The following is a 22,424-nucleotide window of genomic DNA, read 5'->3' as shown; positions in this document are numbered from 1 at the left end:
GCCCGGCAGGCACCGGCTGCGGACTGTCGGGCTGCGGGGCGCCGTTCCCGGCGCGGGCGCACGGGCTCACGGCCGGTCCAGGCGCAGCCGCTCCGCCTTCGGCAGGCCCCCGACGACGAGGTCGTAGGAGTCCTCGACGAGCTCCCGGACCGTACGGGCCGGGAGCTCCCCCACCGTGACGGTGTTCCAGTGCCGCTTGTTGAGGTGGTAGCCGGGGACGATCGCCGGGAACTCGGCGCGCAGCCGGACGGCCTCGTCCGGGTCGCACTTCAACGACACCTTCAGCGGGGTGGCCGCCAGGTCGGAGAGGGCGAACATCTTCCCGGCGACCTTGAAGACCGAGACCTCGGGGCCGAAGGGGAAGTCCTCCACCGCGGCGTTCTGCTCCAGGCAGAGCTCCTTCAACCGGCGGGGCGTCAGCGGGCCGCTCACGCCGGCTCCACGAGCACGGTGACGATCTTGTTCCGCCGGCCGGCGGGGGACTCGGCGGTCAGCCGCAGGGCGCGGCCGTCCGGGAGCTCGACCTGGGCGCTGGCGCCGGCGATCGGGACCCGCCCGAGGGACTTGGCCAGCAGCCCGCCGACCGTCTCCACGTCCTCGTCGTCGTAGGCGTCGAGGCCGAACAGCTCACCGAGGTCGCCGATGTCGAGCCGGGCGGTTACCCGGAAGCGCGAGTCGCCGAGCTCCTGCACGGGCGGCAGCTCCCGGTCGTACTCGTCGGTGATCTCGCCGACGATCTCCTCCAGGATGTCCTCGATCGTGACGATCCCGGCCGTGCCGCCGTACTCGTCGATGACGACGGCGACGTGGTTGCGCTCCTGCTGCATCTCGCGCAGCAGATCGCCCGCGTTCTTGGTGTCGGGCACGAAGGCGGCCGGGCGCATCGCGGTGGAGACCAGCTCGGCCTCCGCCTCCCGGTTGATGTGCGTCTTGCGGACCAGGTCCTTCAGATACACGATCCCGACGATGTCGTCCTCGTTCTCCCCGGTGACGGGGATGCGGGAGAAGCCGGAGCGCAGCGCGAGGGTGAGCGACTGGCGGATGGTCTTGTAGCGCTCGATGGCGACGAGATCCGTCCGCGGGACCATCACCTCGCGCACCAGGGTGTCGCCGAGCTCGAAGACGGAGTGCACCATCCTGCGCTCCTCGGCCTCGATCAGCGACTCCTGCTCGGCGAGGTCGACCATCGCCCGCAGCTCGGCCTCGCTGGCGAACGGGCCCTTGCGGAAGCCCTTGCCCGGCGTCAGCGCGTTGCCGATGAGGATCAGCAGCTGCGGGATCGGGCCCATGATCCGGGCGAGCGGCAGCAGGACGTACGCGGCGGCGGTCGCCGTGTTGAGCGGGTGCTGGCGGCCGATGGTGCGCGGCGAGACGCCGACGGCGACGTACGAGACGAGGACCATCACGCCGATGGCGACGGCCAGCGCCTGCCAGGTCTCCGCGAACTCCCGCAGACACGCGTAGGTGACGAGCGCCCCGGCCGCCATCTCGCAGGCGACCCGCACGAGCAGGGCGACGTTGAGATAGCGCGTCGGGTCGGACGCGACCTGGACCAGCCGGTCGGCTCCGCGCCGCCCGGAGCGCAGCGCCTCGGCTGCGCGGAAGCCGGAGACCCGGGCGATGCCGGCCTCGGCGCAGGCGGCGAGCCAGGCGACGACGACGAGGGCGACGGCGCCGATGACGAGCTGGGCGCTCATGAGACGGTCGGCGCCGGGGAAGGACCGGTCAGACCCTTCTCCGCCCTCCAGCCGTCGACGATCGCCGCCTGCAGACCGAACATCTCCGCGCGCTCGTCGGCCTCCTCGTGGTCGTACCCGAGCAGGTGCAGCACCCCGTGGACGGTGAGCAGTTGGAGCTCCTCGTCCATGGAGTGCCGGGTCGGTGCTTCCTCGCCCTGCTTCTTCGCCACCTCGGGGCAGAGCACGATGTCGCCGAGGAGCCCCTGCGGGGGCTCCTCGTCGTCCTTGACGGGCGGACGCAGCTCGTCCATGGGAAAGGACATGACATCCGTGGGGCCCGGCAGGTCCATCCACTGGATGTGCAGCTGCTCCATGGCCTCGGCGTCCACGACGATCACCGAGAGCTCGGAGAGCGGGTGGATGCGCATCCGCGCGAGTGCGTAGCGGGCGACGTCGAGGATCGCCTGCTCGTCGACCTCGGTGCCGGACTCGTTGTTGACGTCGATCGACATGGTGCTGACCGGTTTCACTTCCCGTTGCTGCCGTTGCGGCTGTCGTACTCCTCGTAGGCGTCGACGATACGGCCCACGAGCTTGTGCCGGACGACATCCTGCGATGTCAGCAGGGAGAAGTGCACGTCCGGGACGCCGTCCAGGATCTCCCGGACCTGGCGCAGACCGCTCTTGGTCCCGCCGGGCAGGTCGACCTGGGTGACGTCGCCGGTGATCACGATCTTCGAGTCGAAGCCGAGACGCGTCAGGAACATCTTCATCTGTTCCGGATTCGTGTTCTGCGCCTCGTCGAGGATGATGAACGCGTCGTTGAGCGTACGGCCGCGCATGTACGCCAGCGGCGCCACCTCGATCGTGCCCGCGGCCATCAGGCGCGGGATCGAGTCCGGGTCGATCATGTCGTGCAGGGCGTCGTACAGCGGCCGCAGGTAGGGGTCGATCTTCTCGTAGAGCGTGCCGGGCAGGAAGCCCAGGCGCTCGCCCGCCTCGACCGCGGGCCGGGTGAGGATGATCCGGTTGACCTGCTTGGACTGCAGGGCCTGCACCGCCTTGGCCATCGCCAGATACGTCTTGCCGGTACCGGCGGGGCCGATGCCGAAGACGACCGTGTGCTTGTCGATGGCGTCGACGTAGCGCTTCTGGTTGAGCGTCTTGGGGCGGATGGTGCGGCCGCGGCTGGACAGGATGTTCTGGGTGAGGACCTCGGAAGGGGTCTCGGCCGCCGCTCCCCCGCCTTCCTCGCGAAGCATGGCGATCGAGCGTTCCACGGCGTCCTCCGTCATCGGCTGTCCGGTGCGGAGCACCAGCATCATCTCGTCGAAAAGGCGCTGGACCAGTGCGACTTGCCGCTCTTCGCCGACGGCACTGATCACATTGCCGCGGACATGGATGTCCACGGTCGGGAACGCCTGCTCGATCACGCGCAGCAGGGAATCGCCAGAACCGAGCACGGTCACCATCGGGTGCTTCGCGGGGACGGTGAAGTGGGCTCGTGCCTGCCCCGGCGCGAGGGTCTGGTCTGTGGGTGTCTGAGTCATGGGCCGGCACTCTGGCCTGCGCATACCTCCCGTTGCAGGGTTCTCGCTGCTCGACAACCTCTGGGTTACCAGCGTACGACCCCGCGCGGACGGTCCCGAAGCGCTTTTCCGCACCGCGGCAGACCCCCGCACGGTCCCGCCCGGGATCTCGGGGCGGGACCGTGACGGATGGGGCGGGGAACGCCACCCGGCACGGGTGACGGGAGGGGCCGCAAGGCCGCGGGCGCGGGCCGACGGCGGGGGGACGCACGGGGCCGGCGCGGGAGCTGTTCGCGTGGGGCTCGGGAGGTGGCCGGGAGGGCCACGGGCCGGGAGCGCGGCAGGGTGTCAGACCGGACGCCGGAAGCCGATCGTGGGCACCGCGCGGCGCAGCGGCCAGGGGCGGTCGGGGGCGGGGAGGAGCCGGGCCAGGAAGGCGTAGCGGCCGAGCGCCTCGGGGTCCTGGTCCTCGCAGCCCTGGACGTACTGCCACCAGGCCGCCACCTCGGACCAGCCGGGCGCGGACAGCGAGCCGCCGAACTCCTGGACGGACAGCGCGGCCGTCAGTCCGGCGAAGGCGAGACGGTCCGCGAGGGGCCAGCCGGCGAGGGTTCCGGTGACGAAGCCCGCCACGAAGACGTCACCGGCCCCCGTGGGGTCCAGCGCCTCGACGCCGATCGCCGGGACCTCGGCCGTCTCGCCCGTGGCACCGTCCACGGCGTACGCGCCGTCCGCGCCGAGCGTGACGACGGCGAGCGGCACCTTCTCCGCCAGCACCCGGGCGGCCGCGCGCGGGCAGTCGGTGCGCGTGTAGCGCATCGCCTCCTCGGCGTTGGGCAGGAACGCCTCGCACAGTCCCAGGTCGTGCAGGCCGCGCAGGTCCCAGCGCCCGGTCTCGTCCCAGCCGACGTCGGCGAAGATCCGGGCGCCCTGCCCGGCCGCCTCCGCGATCCAGGGCTCGGCACGGCCGGGGACGAGGGAGGCCACCGCGGCCCGCGCCCGGGGCGCCGCCGCGGGGGCGGTCTCGGACAGCGGGGCCTCGTGCCCGTGGGAGACCATCGTGCGCTCGCCCTCGTACGCCATGGAGACCGTCACCGGGGAGTGCCAGCCGGGCACGGTCCGCGACAGGGACAGGTCGATGCCCTCTCCCTGCTCCAGGGCGTCCCAGCAGTAGTCGCCGTAGAAGTCGTCGCCGAACGCCGCGGCGAGGGAGGTGCGCAGGCCGAGCCGCGCCAGCGCCGTCGCCATGTTGGCGACGCCTCCCGGGCTCTGGCCCATCCCGCGCGCCCAGGTCTCGGTGCCGCGCACCGGCGCGGTGTCCAGTCCGGTGAAGACGATGTCGAGGAAGACCGTACCGGTGAGGAACACGTCGCACGCCGGGTCCCCTCCGGAGCGCAGGGCACCCAACGGGTCGACGTGCGCACTGTGTTGCTGCTCTCCGTCGGTCGTGATCACGGTGGCTCCCGGATTGCCGTGCGGTGTGGTGCAAAGAGCTGTGCGAATCAGGCCAGTGTGCCTGATCCGGACCGCGGCGCAGGGCCGGCGGACCGGGTCCGGGACCGGGTCGGGCCCGGCTCAGGACCGAACCCGACCAAGGAAAAGGCGCTCTGCTACCCGACCGGTCACGAGGCAAACCAAATGTGTCCCGCATCACATCTTCTCGGCTTCTCCGCCGCCGGGAGCGCTTGATACAAATTGGCGCGCGTTCCCGTGCGGAAGACACCGGGCGCTCCTCCCTCCTCCTCGCCCCAGGGGCGCGGTGGATCCCCATGCCTTCACCCCCTTGTTCCCGGGAACGCCCATGTCCTCGCGCCTGCGCGCCGTGTGGCCGATCGTCGCCGTCTTCGCGGTCGGCTACCTCGCCTCCTACCTCCTTCCCACCGTGGTCGGCCGGCTCTCCGCCGGACTCGGCCTCGCCCCCACCCAGGCCGGACTCGTCGGCTCCGTCCTGCTGTTGGCGTCCTCCGCCGCCGGCTTCGCGCTCGCGTCGCGGGTCGAGCGGTTCGGGCCGCGCCGCCTCGCCCGCGCCGGACTGCTCCTCGCCTTCACGGGCTACGGCGCGGTCGCGCTGACGTCCGCGGTGCCCGTGGCCGTCACCGGCGTCGCGGTCGGCGGCCTCGGTTCCGGCACGGCGACCGCGGTCGCGGCGGCGGGCATCGCCGCCCAGCGCGACCCCCACCGGGTGACCGCGCTCGGTCTGCTCTCGGTGTCGGCGGCCGCCGGCGCGCTGTACCTGACGATCCCGCGGCTCGGCGGCGGCCACGCCCTGCCGTTCGCAGCGCTCGCGCTGGCGGCGCTCGCGGCATGGCCGGCGACGCGCCGGCTGGACAGCCCCGGCGCCCGGGTGAGCGTGCCGGGCGTCCAGGGCCTGCCGGACCCTCGCCCCTCCCGGAACCCGCTCCCCCACCGCCGCTCAGGGGCGGTCCTCGCGGCGGCCGTGCTCTGCTGGGCGATGGCGCAGAACGCGCTGTGGGGCGTGAGCGGCCGGATAGGCACCACCCAGGCCGGCCTGAGCGAGGTCACCGTCGGCGCGGTCTTCGCCGTGGCGCTGGGCGCGGGTCTCACCGGGGTCCTCGTCGCCGGGGCCGTGGGCGCGCGGTTCGGGCGGGCGGTCCCGATCGGCGCGGGCACCGCGCTCATCGCCTGCTGCGTCGTGGTCAGTTCGTCCGCGCGCGGCCTGGTGGCCTTCGCCGTGGGCGAGATCCTGTGGAACACCGTCTACCCGGTGGTTCTCTCGTACCTGATCGGCCTCGCCGCCTCGCTCGACACCCGCGGGCGGTGGGCCGTCCTCGTCGGCTCCGCGTCGTCGCTGGGCGTGGCGTGCGGCCCGACGGCCGGCAGCCTGCTGTCGGCACACGCCGGCTACCCGGGCATGGGACTCGTGCTCTGCGCGGCCCTGCTGGTCGCGGCGGTACCGATGACCGCGGTCGCCCTGCACACCTCGGGCCGGCGCCTGGTGCCGGTGCCGCTGCCGGTGCCCGCCGCGGTCCGGCGCCGCACCGCGGCGGCGCCCGCGGTGCTGGCGGAGATCCCGGTCCCGGGGCCCGAGATCGCCCCCGCCGGAACGGCGAAGGTCCTGGCCTCCTGAGGTACCCCGGCTCCAGGTGCCCCGTGCTTAGGGAGTGTCTAATCAACGGCGGATCCGATGATCAAGGAGACGCCTGATGAGCGAGACCATCACCGAGCACTCGGCCGTGGAGGAGCCAGCCGTCGAGTCGGCTGCGGGGGCGGTGTCGGACGAGCAGTTGATCGCGATGCTGGTCGACCGTGCCCGATCCGACGGGCTGCATCTGACCGGGGAGGGCGGGCTGCTGCAGCAGCTGACCAAGCGGGTGCTGGAGTCCGCCCTGGAGGGCGAGATCACCGATCACGTCTGCTACGCAAGCACGACGCGACAGGCTGGTCAGCGGGCGTGCGACGGTGGCGGACGTCCGGTCGGCAGGGCATGCGTCACATCGGGATCGGCGAGTGGTGGCAGGGGCCGCTGGCGTCGAAGTCGGCGGTGGTGAGTTCGTCGGGGCCGTGGCGTTCGGTGAGCCAGGTTTCCAGGACGGTCAGGTTGGCGACCGTGAGCATGACGGCGAGGAGAAGCGCCTGGGTGACTTGCCCTGGGGCGGGGCGGCGTTTGGGGTTGCCGATGTCGAGTTTCCCGCTCTTGAAGCGCCCGTTGGCGCCTTCATTGTGGCTGCGGATGGGCCGATTGGTGTTGATCCAGGACGTGTGCAGGTAGTGGACGTCTTGGCGGTACTTGGCCAGGCACCAGTCGGCCGCTTCAGCGTCGGCGGGCACGGTGATGGAGCCCGCACAGCACACCTTGGGGCGTCCACTTCGGCGGCGGTACGAAGTGTTCGGCGTCGGGGATCTGGATGGTGGGGCGGGCCGCCGTGTGGGTGGTTCGGACCCGGGGTGCACTGAGGTCGACGACTCGGTTGGGCATCGTGGCGGGGGTCCGGGACCGCAGCCGGTCGCGGCGGGCGCAGTTGACCGAGGGGGACGGGCCGGTGGCCGGGCACTGGAGGCGGATCGCGGCGGGCGTCGGGTCCCTACTTGAGTTTGAATTGGTACGGCTCGCGGGCCTCGATCTTCTCGGCGAGTTCGGCGCCGCGGGCGCGGATGGTGTCGTCGGCGGCGCCGGTCGTGGCGTGGCTGAGCGGGGCGGGGGTGAGCGGGCACATGAGCGAGCCGTCGACGAGCGGGGCTCCCTGCAAGCTGCACTGCCGTCCGCGTTCTTTGACCTTGTGGTCCAGGGCGAGCCGGTAGCCGAGCCGTCGGACAGGGGTCTGGAAGGTGGCGGGGATGCAGTTGATGTAGGCGCGGTCGGGGGCCAGGATGCCGACGGGCAGGCCGAGTCCGGTCAGCTGGGTGAGGACGTTGACCGCGTTGGGGCCGGTGCGGACGGTGGGGGTGTCGAGCTCGAAGCCCAGGCACAGCTGCGGGTACGCCTTGGGCGGGGCGTCGTCGGTGTCGCGGTGGTGGGCGGCGATGGCCAGGGTGGCGCTGTAGCGGAAGGTCTTCTCTCCGGTGCCGCCCTTGGCGTGCCAGCCCGCGGCGATGAGCAGAGCCGCTCGCCTGCCGGCCGCGCTGTGCGCGGCCGCACGGTCGTCACCGCACTCGGTCTCCGTGAGGCTCCCCACGCTGGTCAGGCGGATGGTCGTCGTCTAACGTGCTGTCGGCCCCCTTCATACGGGGGGCGGGCAACGGGGCACATGGCCCCAAGACGGCGCTCCTGACCAGTGCGTCGAGGCAATGGGGGCAGTGTTGATCAGCTACGGCGTGACCGTCCGCGATGTCGCGAGAGTCCGCTTCTCGGTCTCTCCACTCGGAGAGACCGTCTACAGCTTCCGGATGCTGGCCACGCCCGAGCGCAGAAGACAGCACCAGCCGTGGGTCGACGACGTCCGTCTCAAGCTCAGGGGCGTCGACCTCCGCCCCTTGCGGTCCGTGATACCCCCCACCGGATATGTCCCGGACTTCCTCACCCCGGCGCCCACCGCCACACACTCCGGCATCGACGGCGAGCTCGAGGCGGTGCGTGCCACCTCACCCGAGCACTTCGTCGACGAAGTGGCCTGGATGGCCGGGGACCAGGGCACCCCGGCCACGTGGCGCCAGGAGGCGGAGCCCTTGCACCGGCGAATGCTGGCCGAGCCGGAGAAGGCCATCGCGCAGCTCACAGAACTGCTGCGCACCTACTGGACGCTAGCCCTCGAGCCGCACTGGCGCAGGATGCACGGCGGTCTCCAGTCCGACATCCGGGCCCGGATGCGGGTGATGGAGTCCGCCGGGTCGGCGTCCGTAGTCTCCTCTCTGCACGAGCGCATCGCATGGCAGGACAACCAGCTCACCGTCCGTAGCGCCTACACCTTCCACGAGACACTCGGTGGCCAGGGCATCGTCCTGGTGCCCAGCATCTTCTGCGGGCCGGAAGTGCTGACCATGCTGCCGCCGCTCCAGTCGATGATCGTGTATCCGAGGCCCGGCGTCGCAGACCTGTGGCAGAACCACGGTCAGAACCTCACCAGCCCCCTCGCCGCCCTCCTCGGAAGCGTCCGTGCGGCGGTCGTCGTGGCCCTCGCCGTGCCCGCCTCCACCAGCGAACTGGCCGCCGAGATCGACGTGACGCCGGGAGCCATCAGCCAGCACCTCGCCGTGCTGCGCGGCTGCAGCCTCGTCACGAGCCACCGGGCCGGCCGCCGGGTCATCCACTCGCTCACCGAGACGGGCGAAGAGCTCGTCCGCGGAGCCGAGCACTCCCTGGGCCGGGCCGCGTGACGCTTCCGCCACGGCGCTGATTTAGACCCAGCTAAAAGCCTTGGGGCGGCCCCCACCTGTGTGTTTGCCTGACCAGGCCACGGTGACAGAGCGCGGGCCCGACGCCCCGCTGTACGCATCGCAGCGGTCCTACGACTTCACCCCCGGAAGGGAAACATTCTGGTGCCCGCAACCACATTCGAGGACAACCGAGTCCACGACATCGTCGTAGTCGGAAACGGTTCCCTCGGCCTGTCACTCGGCCTCACGCTGGCTCGGCGCGGAATACGCGTGGCGGTGCTCGGCCAGCCACACCGCCCATGGGCCGCGTCCTCCGCAGCCGGCGCGATGATCGGCACGTTCGGCGAGGTCACGACCACCCTCCTCAAGAGCGACTACGGCCGCACGAAGCTCGACTGGGCCTACCAGGCGAGCAAGCTGTGGCCGGAGTGGCTGGCCCAACTGGCGCCCGACTCCGACGGCACCGACCTGCTGACCGCGGACGGCACGGTCGTCATGCTGAACGCCGTCGGTCTGCCCGAGATCGACACCCACAACTACAAGGCGATCCGCAGCACCCTCATCGAGTACGGCGAGAAGTTCGAGGACATCGACGCCGAGGCCATCGAGTGGCTCGACGCCGAGCCCACCGGCCGGCCACTGCAGGCGATGTTCCTGCCCAACGAGCACGCGGTGAACGCCCACGAGCTCCTGACCCGCCTGGAGAAGGCGTTCGTCGCCGCCGGCGGCACGCTCGTTCCCGAGCAGGCCACCCGCGTCGAGCACAACGGGGGCAGCGTCACCGGCGTTGCGCTGGAGTCCGGCACCCTGCTCGTCACGGAGCAGCTCGTGCTGGCCGCTGGCTCCGCCTCCCAGACCGTCCTCGACACGGTCCCTGAACAGGCCGCCCGTATCCCGCGCCTGATCAGCGGCTACGGCGTCTCCGCCCTCGTCGACACCCAGGACGGCACCGGTCCGTCCAGCGTCATCCGGACGCCCAACCGGGCCTTCGCCTGCGGCCTGCACGTTGTCCCGCGCGGCAACGGCCAGGTCTACGTAGGCGCGACCAACATCATCTCGCCCGAGCCGCGCGAGACACCGCTCATCTCCGACGTGCTGTTCCTGCTCAACTGCGCCGACCGGCAGGTCCGCCGCGACCTCGGCGAGAGCGGGCTGCGCACCCTTCAGGTCGGCAACCGGCCCGTCGCCCTCGACGGCATGCCGCTGCTCGGGGAGACGGAGCTCGGCGGCCTGTGGATGATGACCGGCACCTACCGGGACGGCCTCACCCTCTCCCCGCTGCTTGCCAGGGAGATGACCGCGCTGCTGCTCGGCGAGGAGCCCACGATCGACCTCGGGATGTTCCGCCCGGTACGGGCCCCGATCCAGCCGGTCAGCCGCGAGGAGGTCGTGGAGACCACGGTCACCCACATGCTCGCGACCGGTTACGAGTCGAACTGGAACGTCCCCGTCGAGTGGCCGTTCACCATCGAGCACTACCTGCGCACGGCCTACACCCGGATCGCGAACGAGTTCGACCCGACCTTCACGCCGCCGCCGGAGCTGCTCGCCTCCTCCCGTATCCACCCGTCCATCGCCAAGGCGCTGCGGGACTACTACGCGGCGAGCCACGCCGCCGCTCAGGGCTGACCCGAAAGGACGACGAAGGTGGTCGACCAGCCGCTCGAAGAACTACTCAGGGACGCCGAGCGCGTCCTCGCCGACAGCGGAGTATGGAGCCCGCGAGAGGATGCCGAGACCCTGGCGGCCCACGTCCTGGGCCTGAGGGAGAGCACCCTGGAGCCCCGCCTACCGATACCGGCGGCGGCGGCGGGCGAACTGCGCGCGCTTGTCGCCCGGCGGGCTGGCCGGATCCCGCTCGGTCACCTGACCGGACGGGCCCGGCTCGGCGGCATCGACGTCACGGTGAACGAGCACGTCTTCGTCCCGCGCTTCCCGACCGAACTCCTGTTGGCCTGGGGGCTCTCCGCAGTGGAGAAGACCGAGGCTCCTGTAGTCGTCGACCTGTGCACGGGATCGGGAGCGGTCGCCCTCGCGGTCGGCCATGCCCGCCCCGACGCCGCCGTCCACGCGGTCGACCTGGACGAGGCCGCTCTCGCCTGTGCCCGCGGCAACGCCGCGGCACGGGAGAGGGACGGCGACACGCCGATCACCGTGCACCGGGGCGACGTCGCGGACTCGGCGCTGCTCGCCGGCCTGGACGGCCGCGTAGATCTGGTGCTGGCCAACCCGCCGTATGTGCCCCTGGGCACGAGGCTCCTGCCCGAATGGGGCGAGCACCACCCGCGGACGGCCGTCTTCGGCGGAGCCGATGGGCTCGAAGTGATCCGCGCCGTCGTCGACTGCGCCGCGCGGATGCTGCGGCCCGGCGGCGCCTTGGCGATCGAGCACGGGGACGCGCAGATCGACGTGGTACCCGGGCTGCTCCACGCCACCGGACAGTTCTCCGGCACCGAGGGACACCACGACCAGGAGAACCGTCCCCGTTACACCACGACATTCAGAAAGGCACAGGCATGACGACGACCTCGAGCGCCGAGGCCGGTCTGGCAGGGATGCGCGCCGAACTCGACCTCATCGACGTACAGCTGCTCGACACCTTGAAGACCCGGATCGACATCTGCGTGCGCATCGCGGAGTTCAAGCGGGAGCACGACGTCCCGATGATGCAGCCGCACCGGATCGGCATCGTGCAGCAGCGCGCGGCCCGTTTCGGTGCCGAGCACGGTGTCGACGGCACGTTCCTGCGCCGCCTGTACGACCTGATCATCGAGGAGACCTGCCGGGTCGAAGACTTGGTCATCGACGGACCAGCAATGGACGACGCCTCATGAACGGCCCCGTCCGCACCCTCCTCGTAGACAACTACGATTCTTTCACCTACAACCTCTACCAACTCCTCGGAGAGGTGAACGGGCAGCCGCCCGTGGTCGTCCGCAACGACGTCGACTGGACCACTCTGCACCTGGGGGACTACGACAACATCGTCATTTCCCCCGGCCCGGGACGCCCGGACCGCGAGCGCGACTTCGGCGTGAGCAGCCGGGCGATCCTCGACTCCGGGCTGCCCGTCCTCGGCGTCTGCCTCGGCCATCAGGGCATCGCCGCCCTGTTCGGCGGCACCGTCGAGCACGCCGCCGAGCCTATGCACGGCCGGCTCTCCCGGATCCGGCACAACGGCGAGGACCTCTTCGCCGGGCTGCCGTCGCAGTTCGACGTGGTTCGCTACCACTCCCTCGCCGCCACCGCGCTCTCCGGCGACCTCGAAGGGGTCGCCTGGACCGAGGACGGCGTTCTCATGGGACTGCGCCATCGGAGCCGCCCCCTGTGGGGCGTCCAGTTCCACCCCGAGTCGATCTCCAGCGAGTACGGCCGTGAACTGCTCGCCAACTTCCGCGACCTGACCCTGGAGCGTCGGGAGCCGACTGCGGCGGCGCCCCCGTCGGCGTACCACCTGAACGTCCGCGCTCTGGACCTGGTGCCCGACACGGAGGAGGCGTACACCGAGCTGTTCGGGGACCGTCCGCACAGCTTCTGGCTCGACAGCGGCTCCCACGCCGACGGCGACTCCCGCTTCTCCATTCTCGGTGACGGAAGCGGTCCGCTCGCCGAGTACGTCACCTACCGAGTGGCCACCCGCACCGTGCGCGTCGAGCGTGCGGGCCGTTCCCACAAACTCGTGGTCCGGGGGTTCTTCGACTACCTCGACGCCGAACTGCGGCGGCGCGCGCTGCCCGTCGACGCCCGGCTGCCGTTCTCCTTCAACCTCGGCTACGTCGGCTACCTCGGTTACGAGCTGAAGGCCGAGTCCGGGGCCACGGCCGCGCACACCGCCGCCACCCCAGACGCGGCCCTGCTCTTTGCCGACCGGGCCGTCGTCGTTGACCACGCCGAGCGCCGCACGTACCTGCTCTGCCTCAGCACCGAAGCGGCCGACCCTGAGGCCACCAAGTGGCTCGACGCCATGGAGATCCGGCTCGCGCTGCTGCCCTCCGAAAAGGTCCGGGAACGCCGGCCGCTCACCGAGGCGACCCCGCTCGCCGCGACCTCGCTGGTGCAGCGGCACAGCGAGCAGGAGTATCTGGCGCGAATCGGCGAGTGCCTGGAGGAGATCCACAACGGCGAGTCCTACGAGATCTGTCTGACCAACACGGTCTCCACGACCGCCACCCTCGACCCGCTGGGCACCTATCGGTTGATGCGGGCGATCAGCCCTGTCCCGTACGGCGCGCTGCTCTCCTTCCCCGGTGTCGCCGTCCTCAGCGCTTCCCCGGAACGGTTCCTGACCATCGGCACGGACCGGGTCGCCGAATCGAAGCCGATCAAGGGAACCCGGCCGCGCGCCGCCAACCCCGAGGAGGACCGGGCGCTGCGCGAGGGGCTGTTGGCCAGCGAGAAGGATCGCGCCGAGAACCTGATGATCGTGGACCTGCTCCGCAACGACCTCAACACCGTGTGCGAGGTCGGCTCGGTGCACGTGCCCAAGCTCTTCGACGTGGAGACGTACGCCCCCGTGCACCAGCTCGTCAGCACCGTGCGGGGCACACTGCGCAACGGCGTATCGGCGGTGGACTGCGTGCGGGCCTCCTTCCCCGGGGGTTCGATGACCGGCGCGCCCAAGCTGCGCACCATGGAGATCATCGACCGTCTCGAGGAGGGGCCGCGCGGGGTGTACTCGGGCGCTCTCGGCTGGTTCTCGCTCGGCGGCGCCGCCGACCTCAGCATCGTCATACGGACGATCGTGGCCACCGGCGACGGCGCGTCGTTCGGCGTCGGCGGAGCGGTCATCGCGCTGTCCGACCCTGCCGACGAGTTCGAGGAGACCCTGGTCAAGTCGCGGATCATGACCGCCGCCATCGCCACCGGCAGTATGCCGGTCCGGGCCGGGACGGTGAACGCGTGAGCGCCGCCGAGCGATCCGACCCGGCGATCCGGCGGTGCGTCGTGGCGGGCGGATCGGGCGCCGTGGGCCAGCTGTTCACCGCCCTGCTCGCCGACTTCGGCCGCGACGTCTGCGTGGTCGACCCCGAACCGTTGACCGCCGGGATGCCCGGCGTCCGCCACCTCAAGGGCGACATCGCCGCTCCCGGCCGCGCCCTGAGCGACGAACTGGCGGCCACCGACCTGCTGTTGCTCGCGGTGCCCGAGTCGGTGGCGCTCGCCGCGATGCCCGCGCTCGCCGACGCCCTGCCGTCGCACACGCTGCTCGCGGACACGCTCTCAGTGAAGTCCCGGATCGCCGCCGCCGTCGCCGACCATGCCCCCGGCCTCCAGTCGGTCGGGCTCAACCCTATGTTCGCTCCGTCGCTCGGTGTCCCCGGCCGGCCCGTGGCCTCCGTCGTGCTGCACGGCGGCCCTCTCGTCGAGGAACTCCTCGACCTGGTCGCCGCGGCGGGTGGTCGGATCGTCCGGATGGACGCCGAGCGGCACGACCGGCTGGCCGCTGCCTCCCAGGCCCTCACCCACGCCACCGTGCTCGCCTTCGGCCAGGCCCTGTCCGAACTCGACGTCGACATCGAAGAACTGGCCGCCGTCGCACCGCCACCGCACGCGACCCTGCTCGCGCTGCTCGCCCGGATCGCCTCCGGTACCCCCGAGGTGTACTGGGACGTCCAGTTCGCCAACCCGCTCGCCGACTGCGCCCGCGACGCGCTCGCCCGGGGCGTCGACCGGCTGCGCGGCCTCGCCCGGGAAGGCGACGAGGAGGACTTCGCCCACCACCTGGACGCCCTGTCGGGCGTCCTCGGCGACCGGCTCCCGCACCTCCGGGACCTCTGCGCCGACCTGTTCACTCGTATGCCCGGCGCCCTGCCCGCCACTCCCGAGGAGGCCGTATGACCAGCCGAGGACAGCGCGCCGATCAGCACGCCAACTGGGTCTCAGCCCGTATCGACAAGACTACCGACTCCCTGGACCGGGCTTTCGACGAAGGTCTGACCGGCCACGTCATCACCGGTCGCGAGGGCAAGTCGGTGGAACTGGTGGACGGTAGCGAGGCCGTCGAGTTCGTCTCCTGCTCGTACCTGGGCCTGGAGCAGCACCCGGCGCTCGTCGCGGCGGCGCAGGACGCCCTCCTCCGGTTCGGCGCGCACTTCTCGTCCTCGCGCAACCGGATGCGCCCGATGTACCTCGGGCAGCTCGAGGAACTTCTCGGCGAGATCTACGGCGGCCAGCCCGTCGTCCCCTTCACCTCCGTCAGCAATGTCCACCTCGGCGTGCTGCCTCTGCTGGGCAACGGCGCGCTGCCCGGATATCCCGTTGCCGAGCGGGGTCCGCTCTTCCTCGTCGAGAAGACCGCCCACGCCTCGATGCAGGTGCTGCGCGGGGTCATGGAGCAGATCGGCCCCGTCCGCCGGTTCGACCTGTCGGACCCGGACAGCCTCGCTGGGCGCTTGGCCGAGGCGGTCGCAGACGGCCGCACGCCCATCGCGCTCGTCGACGGCGTCGGCTCCATGGGCGGGCTCGTCGACGTGGTCCGGTTCGCCGACGCGCTGCGCCGCGCGGGCGGACTGCTGTACGTAGACGACGCGCACGGTATCTCCATCGACGGGGCGCGGGGCGCGGGATACGCGTACGAGGCGTTCGAGGGCGGACTGCCCGACAACGTGATGCTGGTCGGTTCGCTGTCCAAGGCGTTCGGTGGCGCGGGCGGCTTCGTCGTCCTGCCCTCGCAGGACGACGTACGGGTCCTGCGCAAGTTCGCCAACCCGCTGGTCTTCGGGCACTCGATCATGCTGCCGCTGCTCGCCGCCGATGCCGCCGCCGCCGAACTGCACCTGAACGGCGAGGTGGCGCGGCTCCAGGAGCGGCTGTGGGCCAACGCAGCGCACTTCGACAAGCTGACGGAGGGGCGGCTCGTCAGCGCCGGCCAACGCTCGCCGATCCGCGGCGCCCACTTCGGCACCGAGGCCGCCGCGTTCGAGGCCGCGCGCCGGCTGCGGACCGCCGGGATCCTCGTCCTGCCCGCCTTCTTCCCAACCGTCGCCAAGGGCACCGGACTCATCCGTTTCGCGCTCTCCGCGACGCACGAGGTGGCCCACCTGGAGACCGCGGTGGAAGCGCTCGGCCCGATCGAGCACACCCCTTAGGGGCGTCACGACACACTCGTACCCGCACGACCGCCCGACCGCTACCCGGCGGGCCACCGGAGGAGCTACATGAAGAAGAGCTTTGTCCCCCCGCCCGGACCACCCCGCACCCTGGCCGTCGCCCAGCTGATCAGCAGGACCGGCGACGGCGCGTACTACGTCACCGCCGCCCTGTTCTTCACCACGGTCGCCGGACTCTCCCCGGCCCAGCTCGGCCTGGGGCTGACCATCGCCTGGACGGTGGCGCTGGTGGTCGGCGTGCCGCTCGGGCACCTCGCGGACCGGACGGGAGTACGCCGGAGCGCTGTCATCTTCTTCGCCTGTGCCGCCCTCGCCGTCGGCTCGTATCTGTTCGTCCGATCCTTCCCGCTGTTCGTGCTGTCGGCGAGTCTGTACGCGGTCGCCCAGCGCAGCGGCTCCGCCGCCCAGCAGGCCCTGCTCGCGGGAGTGGTGCCGAAGGAGCAGCTCACCAAGGTTCGTGCCGTCCTGCAGGCCAGCTACAACGCCGGCCTGTCGGTGGGCGCCGCCCTCGGCGGCATCGTGCTTCTGTTCGACTCACGCGGGGCCTATCTCGCGGCCTTCGCGCTGAACTCGGCCGCCTTCGCGATGGCGGCCCTCGTCCTGTCGCGCGTGCCGTCGGTTCCGCCATCGCCCGCGCCCGCCAAGGGCGAGAAACCGCAGCCGGTCTACAAGGACCGTCCGTACGTCGCCATCAGCCTGCTCAACCTCGTTCTCGTGCTGCACGTGCCGCTCATCGACGTGGCGCTGCCGCTGTGGATCGTCGGACACACCGAGGCCCCGCCGTGGGTCCTGTCGGTGATGTTCATCATCAACACCCTCGCCGTGGTGTTCTTCCAGGTACGGGTGGCACGCGGCGTCACCGGCCTTACGAGCGCCGCACGGTACGTAGTGCGCGGCGCCCTGCTGCTCGGCGCGAGCTGCGTCGTCTTCGCCTTCTCCGGCAGCGGCGGTTCCGCCTGGACGGCAGTACTGCTGCTGGTCGCCGCCGCGGCGGTGCAGACGATGGGCGAGATGGTGCAGATGGCCGGCACCTGGGAGATCAGTTTCGGCCTCGCGCCAGACGGCAAGCACGGCCAGTACCAGGCCTTCTTCGGGTCCGGTCTCACCATCGCCGAGATCGTCGGACCGCTCGCGCTGACCGGGCTGCTCGTCTACTGGGGTGCACCCGGCTGGATCCTGCTCGGCGCGCTGTTCGTCGCCGCGGGCCTCGCGACCGTGCCGGTGGTGCGCTGGGGCGAGCGCGCCCTCGCCGCGAGGAACGCCGCGGCCGGGACCGGGTCGCTCGGCATGTCCGACAACGCACTGGTGAAGGACTGAGGAGGAGCCGATGACTGCGGACAGCCGCACGTTGCTGGTGATCGGCGGCCGGGTGGAGACCGTGCGCAAGGCCCGTGACCTGGGCCTGCGCGTGGTCAACGTGCAGCGCCCCGAGGAGTACCGGCCCGAGCACGCAGCCCTGGTCGAGGCCGCCCTGCTGGTCGACTACACCGACTGGTCCGTGCTGCGCCCGCTGGTGACGGCTGCCCACGAGGTGTACGGATTCGACGGTGTCGCCACCATCACCGAACCCGGCGTCGAACCGGTCGGACTCATCGCTGAGACGCTCGGAATGCGGGGTGTCAGTCACCACTGCGCCCGGCTGATGCGGGACAAGGAGTCGATGCGCGCGCATCTCACCGGACGGCCGGGGGCCGTGGCGGCCACGCCGCTCGAAGGGCTGGACAGCCTGGATGAGTTCGGGGAGCGGCACGGGTACCCGTTCGTCGTGAAGCCGGTCGACGCGGCGGCCAGCTTGGGCGTGCGGCTGGTGCGCGGGCCGGACGAGATCAACGACGCCTGGCGGGACGTCGTCCGGCTGCGCGGCTGTACGGACCACAAGTTCGCGAACTACTTCCCCATGGGGCGGTTCCTCATGGAGGAGTACCTGGACGGCCGGGAGTTCAGTGTGGAGTCGCTGAGCTTCGACGGCCGGCATGTGCCGCTCGCGGTAACGGAGAAGGCCACCCACGGCAACTTCGTCGAGTCCGGGCACGCGTTGCCCGCCCGGCTCGCCGAGCCGGAGAGGGCGGCCCTCCTCGCCTGTGTGACGGAGTTCCTGGACGCGGTGGACCTGCGGCACGGTCCCGCGCACACCGAGGTGAAACTGACCACTCGCGGGCCACGGGTGATCGAGTCCCACGCCCGGCCCGGCGGAGACCGGATCATGGAGCTCGTCGAGGCCGCGTACGGCGTCGACATCGAGGCGTACACGGTCGGCTGGGCCACGGGCGTGCTGCCCGCCCTGGAAGCACCGCCGGAGCCCCGCGCCGCCGCCGCGACTCGCTTCCTCACCGCCGCGCCGGGGCGGGTCACCGGTGTCCAGGGCGTCGAGGAGGTCCGGGCGCACGAGGGGGTCTTCGGGGTGGACGTGGCCGTGTCCGTGGGCGACACCGTCGGCCCGTTGGAGGCCAGTTGGGACCGCACCGGCCAGATCCTGGTCACCGCCGCCGACACCGAGGCCGCCGTCGTCCTCGCCGAACGACTTGCCGGGAAGATCGCCGTGACCACGGATCCGACGTGACAGCGGGTCCGCCCATCCCACGAACAGAGAGCGTCACCATGACAGAACACGTCTTGGTTTTTGGCAACGGATACGACATCCCCGGCCGGATGCGCGCCCGCGGCGACGCGCTCGGCCACACCGTCACCACCAGTGTCCTGTGCCGACCTGAACATCTGGCCAAGCTGGAGGAGCCCCTCGGGCACGCCCGGATCCTCGCGGTCGGCGTGGACGCGCCCGTCGCGCATTGGATCGAACTCGCCCGCATTGTTCACGCCCTCGAACCGGTCACGCGGATCGGAACCTTCGGCGACCAGTGCCAGGAGATCGCCGCCGAGGTGGGCCGGGCACTGGGCGTGCCCACTCACGATCGGGAGACCGTCCGGGTGGTCTTCGACAAGTACGCCATGCGCGAGCGGCTGGCCGCGGCCGGCGTGGAGACCGTGCCGTCCGCCGAGGTGCAGACTCCGGAAGAGCTGCGCGCCTTCGCTGCGACCCACGGCTACCCGTGTGTCGTCAAGCCCCGCCGGGGCACGGCCAGCACGGGTGTCTCGGTGATTGGCACCGCCCAGGAGGCGGAGGCGGCCTTCGCCCGGGCGCGTGGCACGGACGAGCCCGTCGAGGTCGTGGCGGAGCAGTTTCTCACCGGCGACCAGTACAGCGTGGAGGCGTTCTCCGAGCTGGGCGAGCACGTGGTTGTCGCAGTCACCCGCAAGTACTCCGACCCCGTGAGCCTGGTGGAACTCGGCCACGTCATGCCCGCCCCGCTCGCGCCGGAGCAGCGGGTGGAGATCCAGGCCTACGTCACCGTAGCGTTGGACGCACTCGGCGTGGGGTCCGGGCCGACGCATACCGAGATTGTGCTCACCGAGGCCGGGCCTCGGATCATCGAGACCCACCTGCGGGTCGGCGGCGACGAGATCTGGAGCATGGTCACCGACGCGACGGGCGTGGACCTGGTCGAGTACCAACTGCGCCAGTGCGTCGGCGAGAAGGTGCTGCCGGACGTACGGGAGACGCTCTCCGACCCGGCGCGTGTCCCGCGCGCCGAGGCGATCTGGTTCGCGGGCGCGCCCGCGACCGGCACGCTCGTCGAGATCACCGGCGCCGAGGGGCCGCAGGCCGAGGGCGTTCAGCTGGAGCTGTTGGGGACGGCAGGGCGCACGCTGGGTGGCCTGCAGAGCTCCGACTCCCGACTGGCGCATGCCCGGGCCCACGCCGACACCGCGGAGCGGGCGCTGGCCCTTGCCCGGGAGGCGATCGGCCGGCTCGCGTTCGTCACCAAGGTCTGCGCCGATCCCCTGGACCTGCTGTGACCGCACCCGTGGCACGATGGCGGGCGGCCGCCCCGACGCACACCGACGGACGGGAGATCCGGATGCTGCTCGACGACCTCGACGGCCAGATCATCTCCATGCTGCTGCGCCGGGCGGAGCTCGCCCGGTACGAGCAGTCGGCGCGGCGGAGGTCTGGGCTGCCGGCCTCGGAACTGGCCCGGGAGAACTGGGTCCTGACCCGATACGCCGTGGAGCTCGGGCGGCAGGGGGCCGACATCGGCCGGGCCGTACTGGTGCTCTCGCACCTGGCGCACGGTGTGCCGACGGCGCGGCACGGACAGCGCGACGAATAGGGAATGGCGGGGTCGGTCGCGGGCTTCGGCAGGACGAAGGCCCGCAATAGCCGTAGAAGTTCGGGACAGGTGAGGTCGATCACGGGATCGTTCACGGAGTCGTGATCGCCGTTGGTGGGGGACGTGGCCCGGTGCCAATCCCCTCGGACTGTGAAGATCGGGCCTTGACCCGGAATCCTGGGCACGGGCTATGCGGCTTGGGTCAGGGTAGTTGATGTTGCGCCGAGGGCTGTCTCGTGGGCGATGGGACTGCGTTGTCCGAGGTGGGAATGACGGCGTCGGGTGTTGTAGCGGTTGAGCCAGTGGAACGCGTCGAGACGGGCCTCGCGTTCGGTGGACCAGTGCTTTCGGCCCTGGGGCGTCTCGCGTTTGAACGTCGCGTTGAAGGACTCGGCGAGCGCGTTGTCCGCCGAGCTGCCGATCGCGCTCATGGACTGGCGGACGCCGGCCCGGCGGCAGGCGTCTGCGAAGACCCGGCTGGTGTACTGCCCGGACTCAATCGGTCGTCGCAACACCGGCCTGTTGGATCAACAGTAACTGCTCATTGAGTGCTGCCGCGGGTGCGTTCGGCGGCGGACAGGGCGTCGGTGACGAGGTCGGTGCGCATGTGGTCCGCGATCGCCCATCCGGCCAGGCGGCGTGAGGCGAGGTCGATGACGGTGGCCAAGTACAGGAACTTCCCGCCCTCCAGCGGGAGATAGGTGATGTCGCCGACGTACTTCGTGTTCGGCTCACGCGCTGTGAAGTCGCGGCCGATCAGGTCCGGGGCCTTCCTGGCTCACCGGCTACCGCAGACTCAACCACCGCTACGAGTGCCATCCCCGCAACTACCTGGCCTTCCTCGGCCTCGCCGCCGCCCTCTGCTGCTACAAACGACTCATCCGACTCACCACATAGGACACGGTCTTCGGCCGAAGGGCACCGCTGGGCGCGGCGCACGCGCGGGTGCGGCGGGATCGGCACCCGCCCGGCAGGGCGGCGCCGACTCGGTCCGGCCCCGTGGCAGGCCGGGCACCGGAGCCCGGTGGGACGACCACTCGGCCGAGCCGTCCACCGCCGCCCGGCCGACCACGGTCGCACCCGGCCCGGCCCGGCGACCGGTGAGCCCGCACAGCCGCCGGTGCGCGGGCTCACCCGCCGGGGCCCCGCGTCACTCCCGATCGAAGTCGTAGCCGGCGACCTCGGCGAGGCAGCGCTCACGGCGCGCCTCGTCGTGGTCCAGGAAGGCAGCGCGGAAGGAGTTGCGTGCCAGCTCCCGCAGTTGCTCCTGCGTCAGCCCGAGCGCCTCGCGCACCGCGTGGAAGGTGTCGCCGACGTAGCCGCCGAAGTAGGAGGGGTCGTCGGAGTTCACGGTGACGAGCAGACCGGCGTCCATCATGGCCCGCAGCGGATGGTCCTCCAGGGTGTCGACGGCGCGCAGGCGGACGTTCGACAGCGGGCAGAGGGTGAGCGGGATCTGCTCGCGGGCCAGCCGCTCGACCAGTTCGGGGTCCTCCACGGACCGCAGGCCGTGGTCGATCCGTTCGACGCCCAGCACGTCGAGCGCCTCGCGCACGTACGCGGGCGGCCCCTCCTCCCCGGCGTGGGCGACCTTCCGCAGGCCGAGGGACTCGGCCGCCGCGTACACCTCGCGGAACTTCGACGGCGGGTGCCCCATTTCGGCCGAGTCGAGACCCACACCGGTGATGTGGTGCAGATAGGGCTTCGCCGCGTCGAGGGTCTGCATCGCGGACTGCGCCGACCGGTCGCGCAGGAAACACATGATCAGCCGGGTCGAGACGCCGTACCGCTCCTCGGCGCGGTCCAGCGCGTGTGCGAGGCCCTCGATGACCGTGCCGATCGGGATGCCGCGTTCCGTGTGGGCCTGCGGGTCGAAGAAGACCTCGGCGTGCCGCACCCCCTGGGCCGCGGCTCGCGCCAGATACGCGTCGGCGAGTTCCGTGAAGTCGTCCGCGGTGTGCAGGACGGCCATCAGCCCGTAGTACAGGTCCAGGAAGGACTGCAGGTCGCTGAAGAGATAGGCCCTGCGCAGCGCGTCGGTGCCGGCGTACGGCAGGTCGACGCCGTTGCGTTCGGCCAGCGCGAAGGCCAGCTCGGGTTCGAGGGTGCCCTCGATGTGCAGATGCAGTTCGGCCTTGGGGATGAGTGACATCGGTGCTCGCTCGGA

At 71.3% G+C, this 22,424-nt stretch carries 20 protein-coding genes and 3 pseudogenes; 14 read left to right on the top strand and 9 right to left on the bottom strand.

Annotated features, from left to right (window positions below; translation table 11 throughout):
* Positions 1–66: 66 nt before the first annotated feature.
* From O7595_RS22645 to O7595_RS22625, 5 genes are all read right to left on the bottom strand, one after another.
* Entirely contained in the window at positions 67–420 is a 354-nt protein-coding gene (locus O7595_RS22645) for an MmcQ/YjbR family DNA-binding protein (RefSeq protein WP_269732584.1), read from the bottom strand.
* A gap of 8 nt (positions 421–428) precedes the next feature.
* Positions 429–1,697 carry a hemolysin family protein gene (locus O7595_RS22640; RefSeq protein WP_269730461.1) on the bottom strand — a complete coding sequence of 423 codons (1,269 nt, stop codon included), beginning with the start codon at positions 1,695–1,697 and terminating at the stop codon, positions 429–431.
* Positions 1,694–2,191 (bottom strand): rRNA maturation RNase YbeY, encoded by a 498-nt coding sequence (gene ybeY, locus O7595_RS22635; RefSeq protein ID WP_269732583.1) that lies wholly within the window; start codon positions 2,189–2,191, stop codon positions 1,694–1,696. The genes O7595_RS22640 and ybeY overlap by 4 nt, the downstream gene beginning before the upstream one ends.
* A gap of 14 nt (positions 2,192–2,205) precedes the next feature.
* Positions 2,206–3,228: a PhoH family protein gene (locus O7595_RS22630; RefSeq protein ID WP_269730460.1), complete on the bottom strand. Its 1,023-nt coding sequence runs from the start codon at positions 3,226–3,228 to the stop codon at positions 2,206–2,208.
* Between the two features lie 327 nt (positions 3,229–3,555).
* A complete protein-coding gene (locus O7595_RS22625; protein ID WP_269730459.1) occupies positions 3,556–4,662 on the bottom strand; it encodes a carbohydrate kinase family protein in 1,107 nt (368 codons plus the stop codon).
* Between the two features lie 346 nt (positions 4,663–5,008).
* Between O7595_RS22625 and O7595_RS22620 the strand changes: the two genes are divergently transcribed.
* The gene (locus O7595_RS22620; RefSeq protein ID WP_269730458.1) at positions 5,009–6,295 is read left to right on the top strand and encodes an MFS transporter; all 1,287 of its coding nucleotides are present in this window, start codon (positions 5,009–5,011) and stop codon (positions 6,293–6,295) included.
* A 76-nt stretch (positions 6,296–6,371) separates the two neighbouring features.
* Positions 6,372–6,628: pseudogene (locus O7595_RS22615) on the top strand (IS256 family transposase); the annotation flags it as partial.
* Positions 6,629–6,657: 29 nt separating this feature from the next.
* Here the strand turns inward: O7595_RS22615 and O7595_RS22610 are convergent.
* Together O7595_RS22610 and O7595_RS22605 are read right to left on the bottom strand one after the other, a co-directional pair.
* Positions 6,658–7,020: a hypothetical protein gene (locus O7595_RS22610; protein WP_269732720.1), complete on the bottom strand. Its 363-nt coding sequence runs from the start codon at positions 7,018–7,020 to the stop codon at positions 6,658–6,660.
* Between the two features lie 230 nt (positions 7,021–7,250).
* Entirely contained in the window at positions 7,251–7,841 is a 591-nt protein-coding gene (locus tag O7595_RS22605) for a hypothetical protein (protein ID WP_269730457.1), read from the bottom strand.
* Positions 7,842–7,953: 112 nt separating this feature from the next.
* Between O7595_RS22605 and O7595_RS22600 the strand changes: the two genes are divergently transcribed.
* The 11 genes from O7595_RS22600 (at position 7,954) to O7595_RS22550 (ending at position 20,257) form a co-directional block, all read left to right on the top strand.
* A complete protein-coding gene (locus O7595_RS22600) occupies positions 7,954–8,979 on the top strand; it encodes a DUF5937 family protein (protein WP_269730456.1) in 1,026 nt (341 codons plus the stop codon).
* 162 nt (positions 8,980–9,141) lie between these two features.
* On the top strand, positions 9,142–10,608 hold the full coding sequence (locus tag O7595_RS22595) for an NAD(P)/FAD-dependent oxidoreductase (RefSeq protein ID WP_269730455.1): 1,467 nt from the start codon (positions 9,142–9,144) through the stop codon (positions 10,606–10,608).
* An 18-nt stretch (positions 10,609–10,626) separates the two neighbouring features.
* Entirely contained in the window at positions 10,627–11,499 is an 873-nt protein-coding gene (locus tag O7595_RS22590) for a N5-glutamine methyltransferase family protein (protein WP_269730454.1), read from the top strand.
* Entirely contained in the window at positions 11,496–11,813 is a 318-nt protein-coding gene (locus O7595_RS22585) for a chorismate mutase family protein (protein WP_269730453.1), read from the top strand. Before O7595_RS22590 ends, O7595_RS22585 begins: the two co-directional genes overlap by 4 nt.
* Complete coding sequence (pabB, locus tag O7595_RS22580; RefSeq protein ID WP_269730452.1) at positions 11,810–13,882, top strand: aminodeoxychorismate synthase component I; 2,073 nt, start codon at positions 11,810–11,812, stop codon at positions 13,880–13,882. Before O7595_RS22585 ends, pabB begins: the two co-directional genes overlap by 4 nt.
* Positions 13,879–14,817, top strand: a complete 939-nt coding sequence (locus O7595_RS22575) for a prephenate dehydrogenase dimerization domain-containing protein (RefSeq protein ID WP_269730451.1) — start codon at positions 13,879–13,881, stop codon at positions 14,815–14,817. Before pabB ends, O7595_RS22575 begins: the two co-directional genes overlap by 4 nt.
* The gene (locus O7595_RS22570) at positions 14,814–16,067 is read left to right on the top strand and encodes an aminotransferase class I/II-fold pyridoxal phosphate-dependent enzyme (RefSeq protein ID WP_269730450.1); all 1,254 of its coding nucleotides are present in this window, start codon (positions 14,814–14,816) and stop codon (positions 16,065–16,067) included. Before O7595_RS22575 ends, O7595_RS22570 begins: the two co-directional genes overlap by 4 nt.
* A 69-nt stretch (positions 16,068–16,136) precedes the next feature.
* Positions 16,137–17,405, top strand: coding sequence for an MFS transporter (locus O7595_RS22565; RefSeq protein ID WP_269730449.1), 1,269 nt, complete (start codon positions 16,137–16,139; stop codon positions 17,403–17,405).
* A 10-nt stretch (positions 17,406–17,415) separates the two neighbouring features.
* Positions 17,416–18,648 carry an ATP-grasp domain-containing protein gene (locus O7595_RS22560; protein WP_269730448.1) on the top strand — a complete coding sequence of 411 codons (1,233 nt, stop codon included), beginning with the start codon at positions 17,416–17,418 and terminating at the stop codon, positions 18,646–18,648.
* A 38-nt stretch (positions 18,649–18,686) separates the two neighbouring features.
* The gene (locus O7595_RS22555) at positions 18,687–19,943 is read left to right on the top strand and encodes an ATP-grasp domain-containing protein (protein ID WP_269730447.1); all 1,257 of its coding nucleotides are present in this window, start codon (positions 18,687–18,689) and stop codon (positions 19,941–19,943) included.
* Positions 19,940–20,257 (top strand): chorismate mutase, encoded by a 318-nt coding sequence (locus O7595_RS22550; RefSeq protein ID WP_269730446.1) that lies wholly within the window; start codon positions 19,940–19,942, stop codon positions 20,255–20,257. Before O7595_RS22555 ends, O7595_RS22550 begins: the two co-directional genes overlap by 4 nt.
* A 188-nt stretch (positions 20,258–20,445) precedes the next feature.
* Here O7595_RS22550 and O7595_RS22545 read toward each other — a convergent pair.
* A pseudogene (locus O7595_RS22545) lies at positions 20,446–21,035 on the bottom strand (IS3 family transposase); the annotation flags it as partial.
* On the opposite strand from O7595_RS22545, the pseudogene O7595_RS22540 reads away from it, so the two are divergent.
* Positions 21,029–21,154 (top strand): annotated as a pseudogene (locus tag O7595_RS22540) (IS5/IS1182 family transposase); the annotation flags it as partial. The pseudogenes O7595_RS22545 and O7595_RS22540 sit on opposite strands and share 7 nt — an antisense overlap.
* Positions 21,155–21,407: 253 nt before the next feature.
* Here O7595_RS22540 and O7595_RS22535 read toward each other — a convergent pair.
* Positions 21,408–22,409 carry an adenosine deaminase gene (locus tag O7595_RS22535; protein ID WP_269730445.1) on the bottom strand — a complete coding sequence of 334 codons (1,002 nt, stop codon included), beginning with the start codon at positions 22,407–22,409 and terminating at the stop codon, positions 21,408–21,410.
* Positions 22,410–22,424: the final 15 nt, after the last annotated feature.

Origin of the sequence: Streptomyces sp. WMMC940 (assembly GCF_027460265.1) — a bacterium.
Lineage (GTDB): Bacteria > Actinomycetota > Actinomycetes > Streptomycetales > Streptomycetaceae > Streptomyces.
The sequence above is the reverse complement of the archived record's forward strand: the minus strand, read 5'-3'. Positions and strand labels throughout refer to the sequence as shown.

Coding starts and splice junctions, on each gene's coding strand:
- O7595_RS22640 (WP_269730461.1), bottom strand. CDS start 1,697: ATGAGCGCCCAGCTCGTCATCGGCGCCGTCGCCCTCGTCGTCGTCGCC.
- ybeY (WP_269732583.1), bottom strand. CDS start 2,191: ATGTCGATCGACGTCAACAACGAGTCCGGCACCGAGGTCGACGAGCAG.
- O7595_RS22630 (WP_269730460.1), bottom strand. CDS start 3,228: ATGACTCAGACACCCACAGACCAGACCCTCGCGCCGGGGCAGGCACGA.
- O7595_RS22620 (WP_269730458.1), top strand. CDS start 5,009: ATGTCCTCGCGCCTGCGCGCCGTGTGGCCGATCGTCGCCGTCTTCGCG.
- O7595_RS22600 (WP_269730456.1), top strand. CDS start 7,954: ATGGGGGCAGTGTTGATCAGCTACGGCGTGACCGTCCGCGATGTCGCG.
- O7595_RS22585 (WP_269730453.1), top strand. CDS start 11,496: ATGACGACGACCTCGAGCGCCGAGGCCGGTCTGGCAGGGATGCGCGCC.
- pabB (WP_269730452.1), top strand. CDS start 11,810: ATGAACGGCCCCGTCCGCACCCTCCTCGTAGACAACTACGATTCTTTC.
- O7595_RS22570 (WP_269730450.1), top strand. CDS start 14,814: ATGACCAGCCGAGGACAGCGCGCCGATCAGCACGCCAACTGGGTCTCA.
- O7595_RS22565 (WP_269730449.1), top strand. CDS start 16,137: ATGAAGAAGAGCTTTGTCCCCCCGCCCGGACCACCCCGCACCCTGGCC.
- O7595_RS22560 (WP_269730448.1), top strand. CDS start 17,416: ATGACTGCGGACAGCCGCACGTTGCTGGTGATCGGCGGCCGGGTGGAG.
- O7595_RS22555 (WP_269730447.1), top strand. CDS start 18,687: ATGACAGAACACGTCTTGGTTTTTGGCAACGGATACGACATCCCCGGC.
- O7595_RS22535 (WP_269730445.1), bottom strand. CDS start 22,409: ATGTCACTCATCCCCAAGGCCGAACTGCATCTGCACATCGAGGGCACC.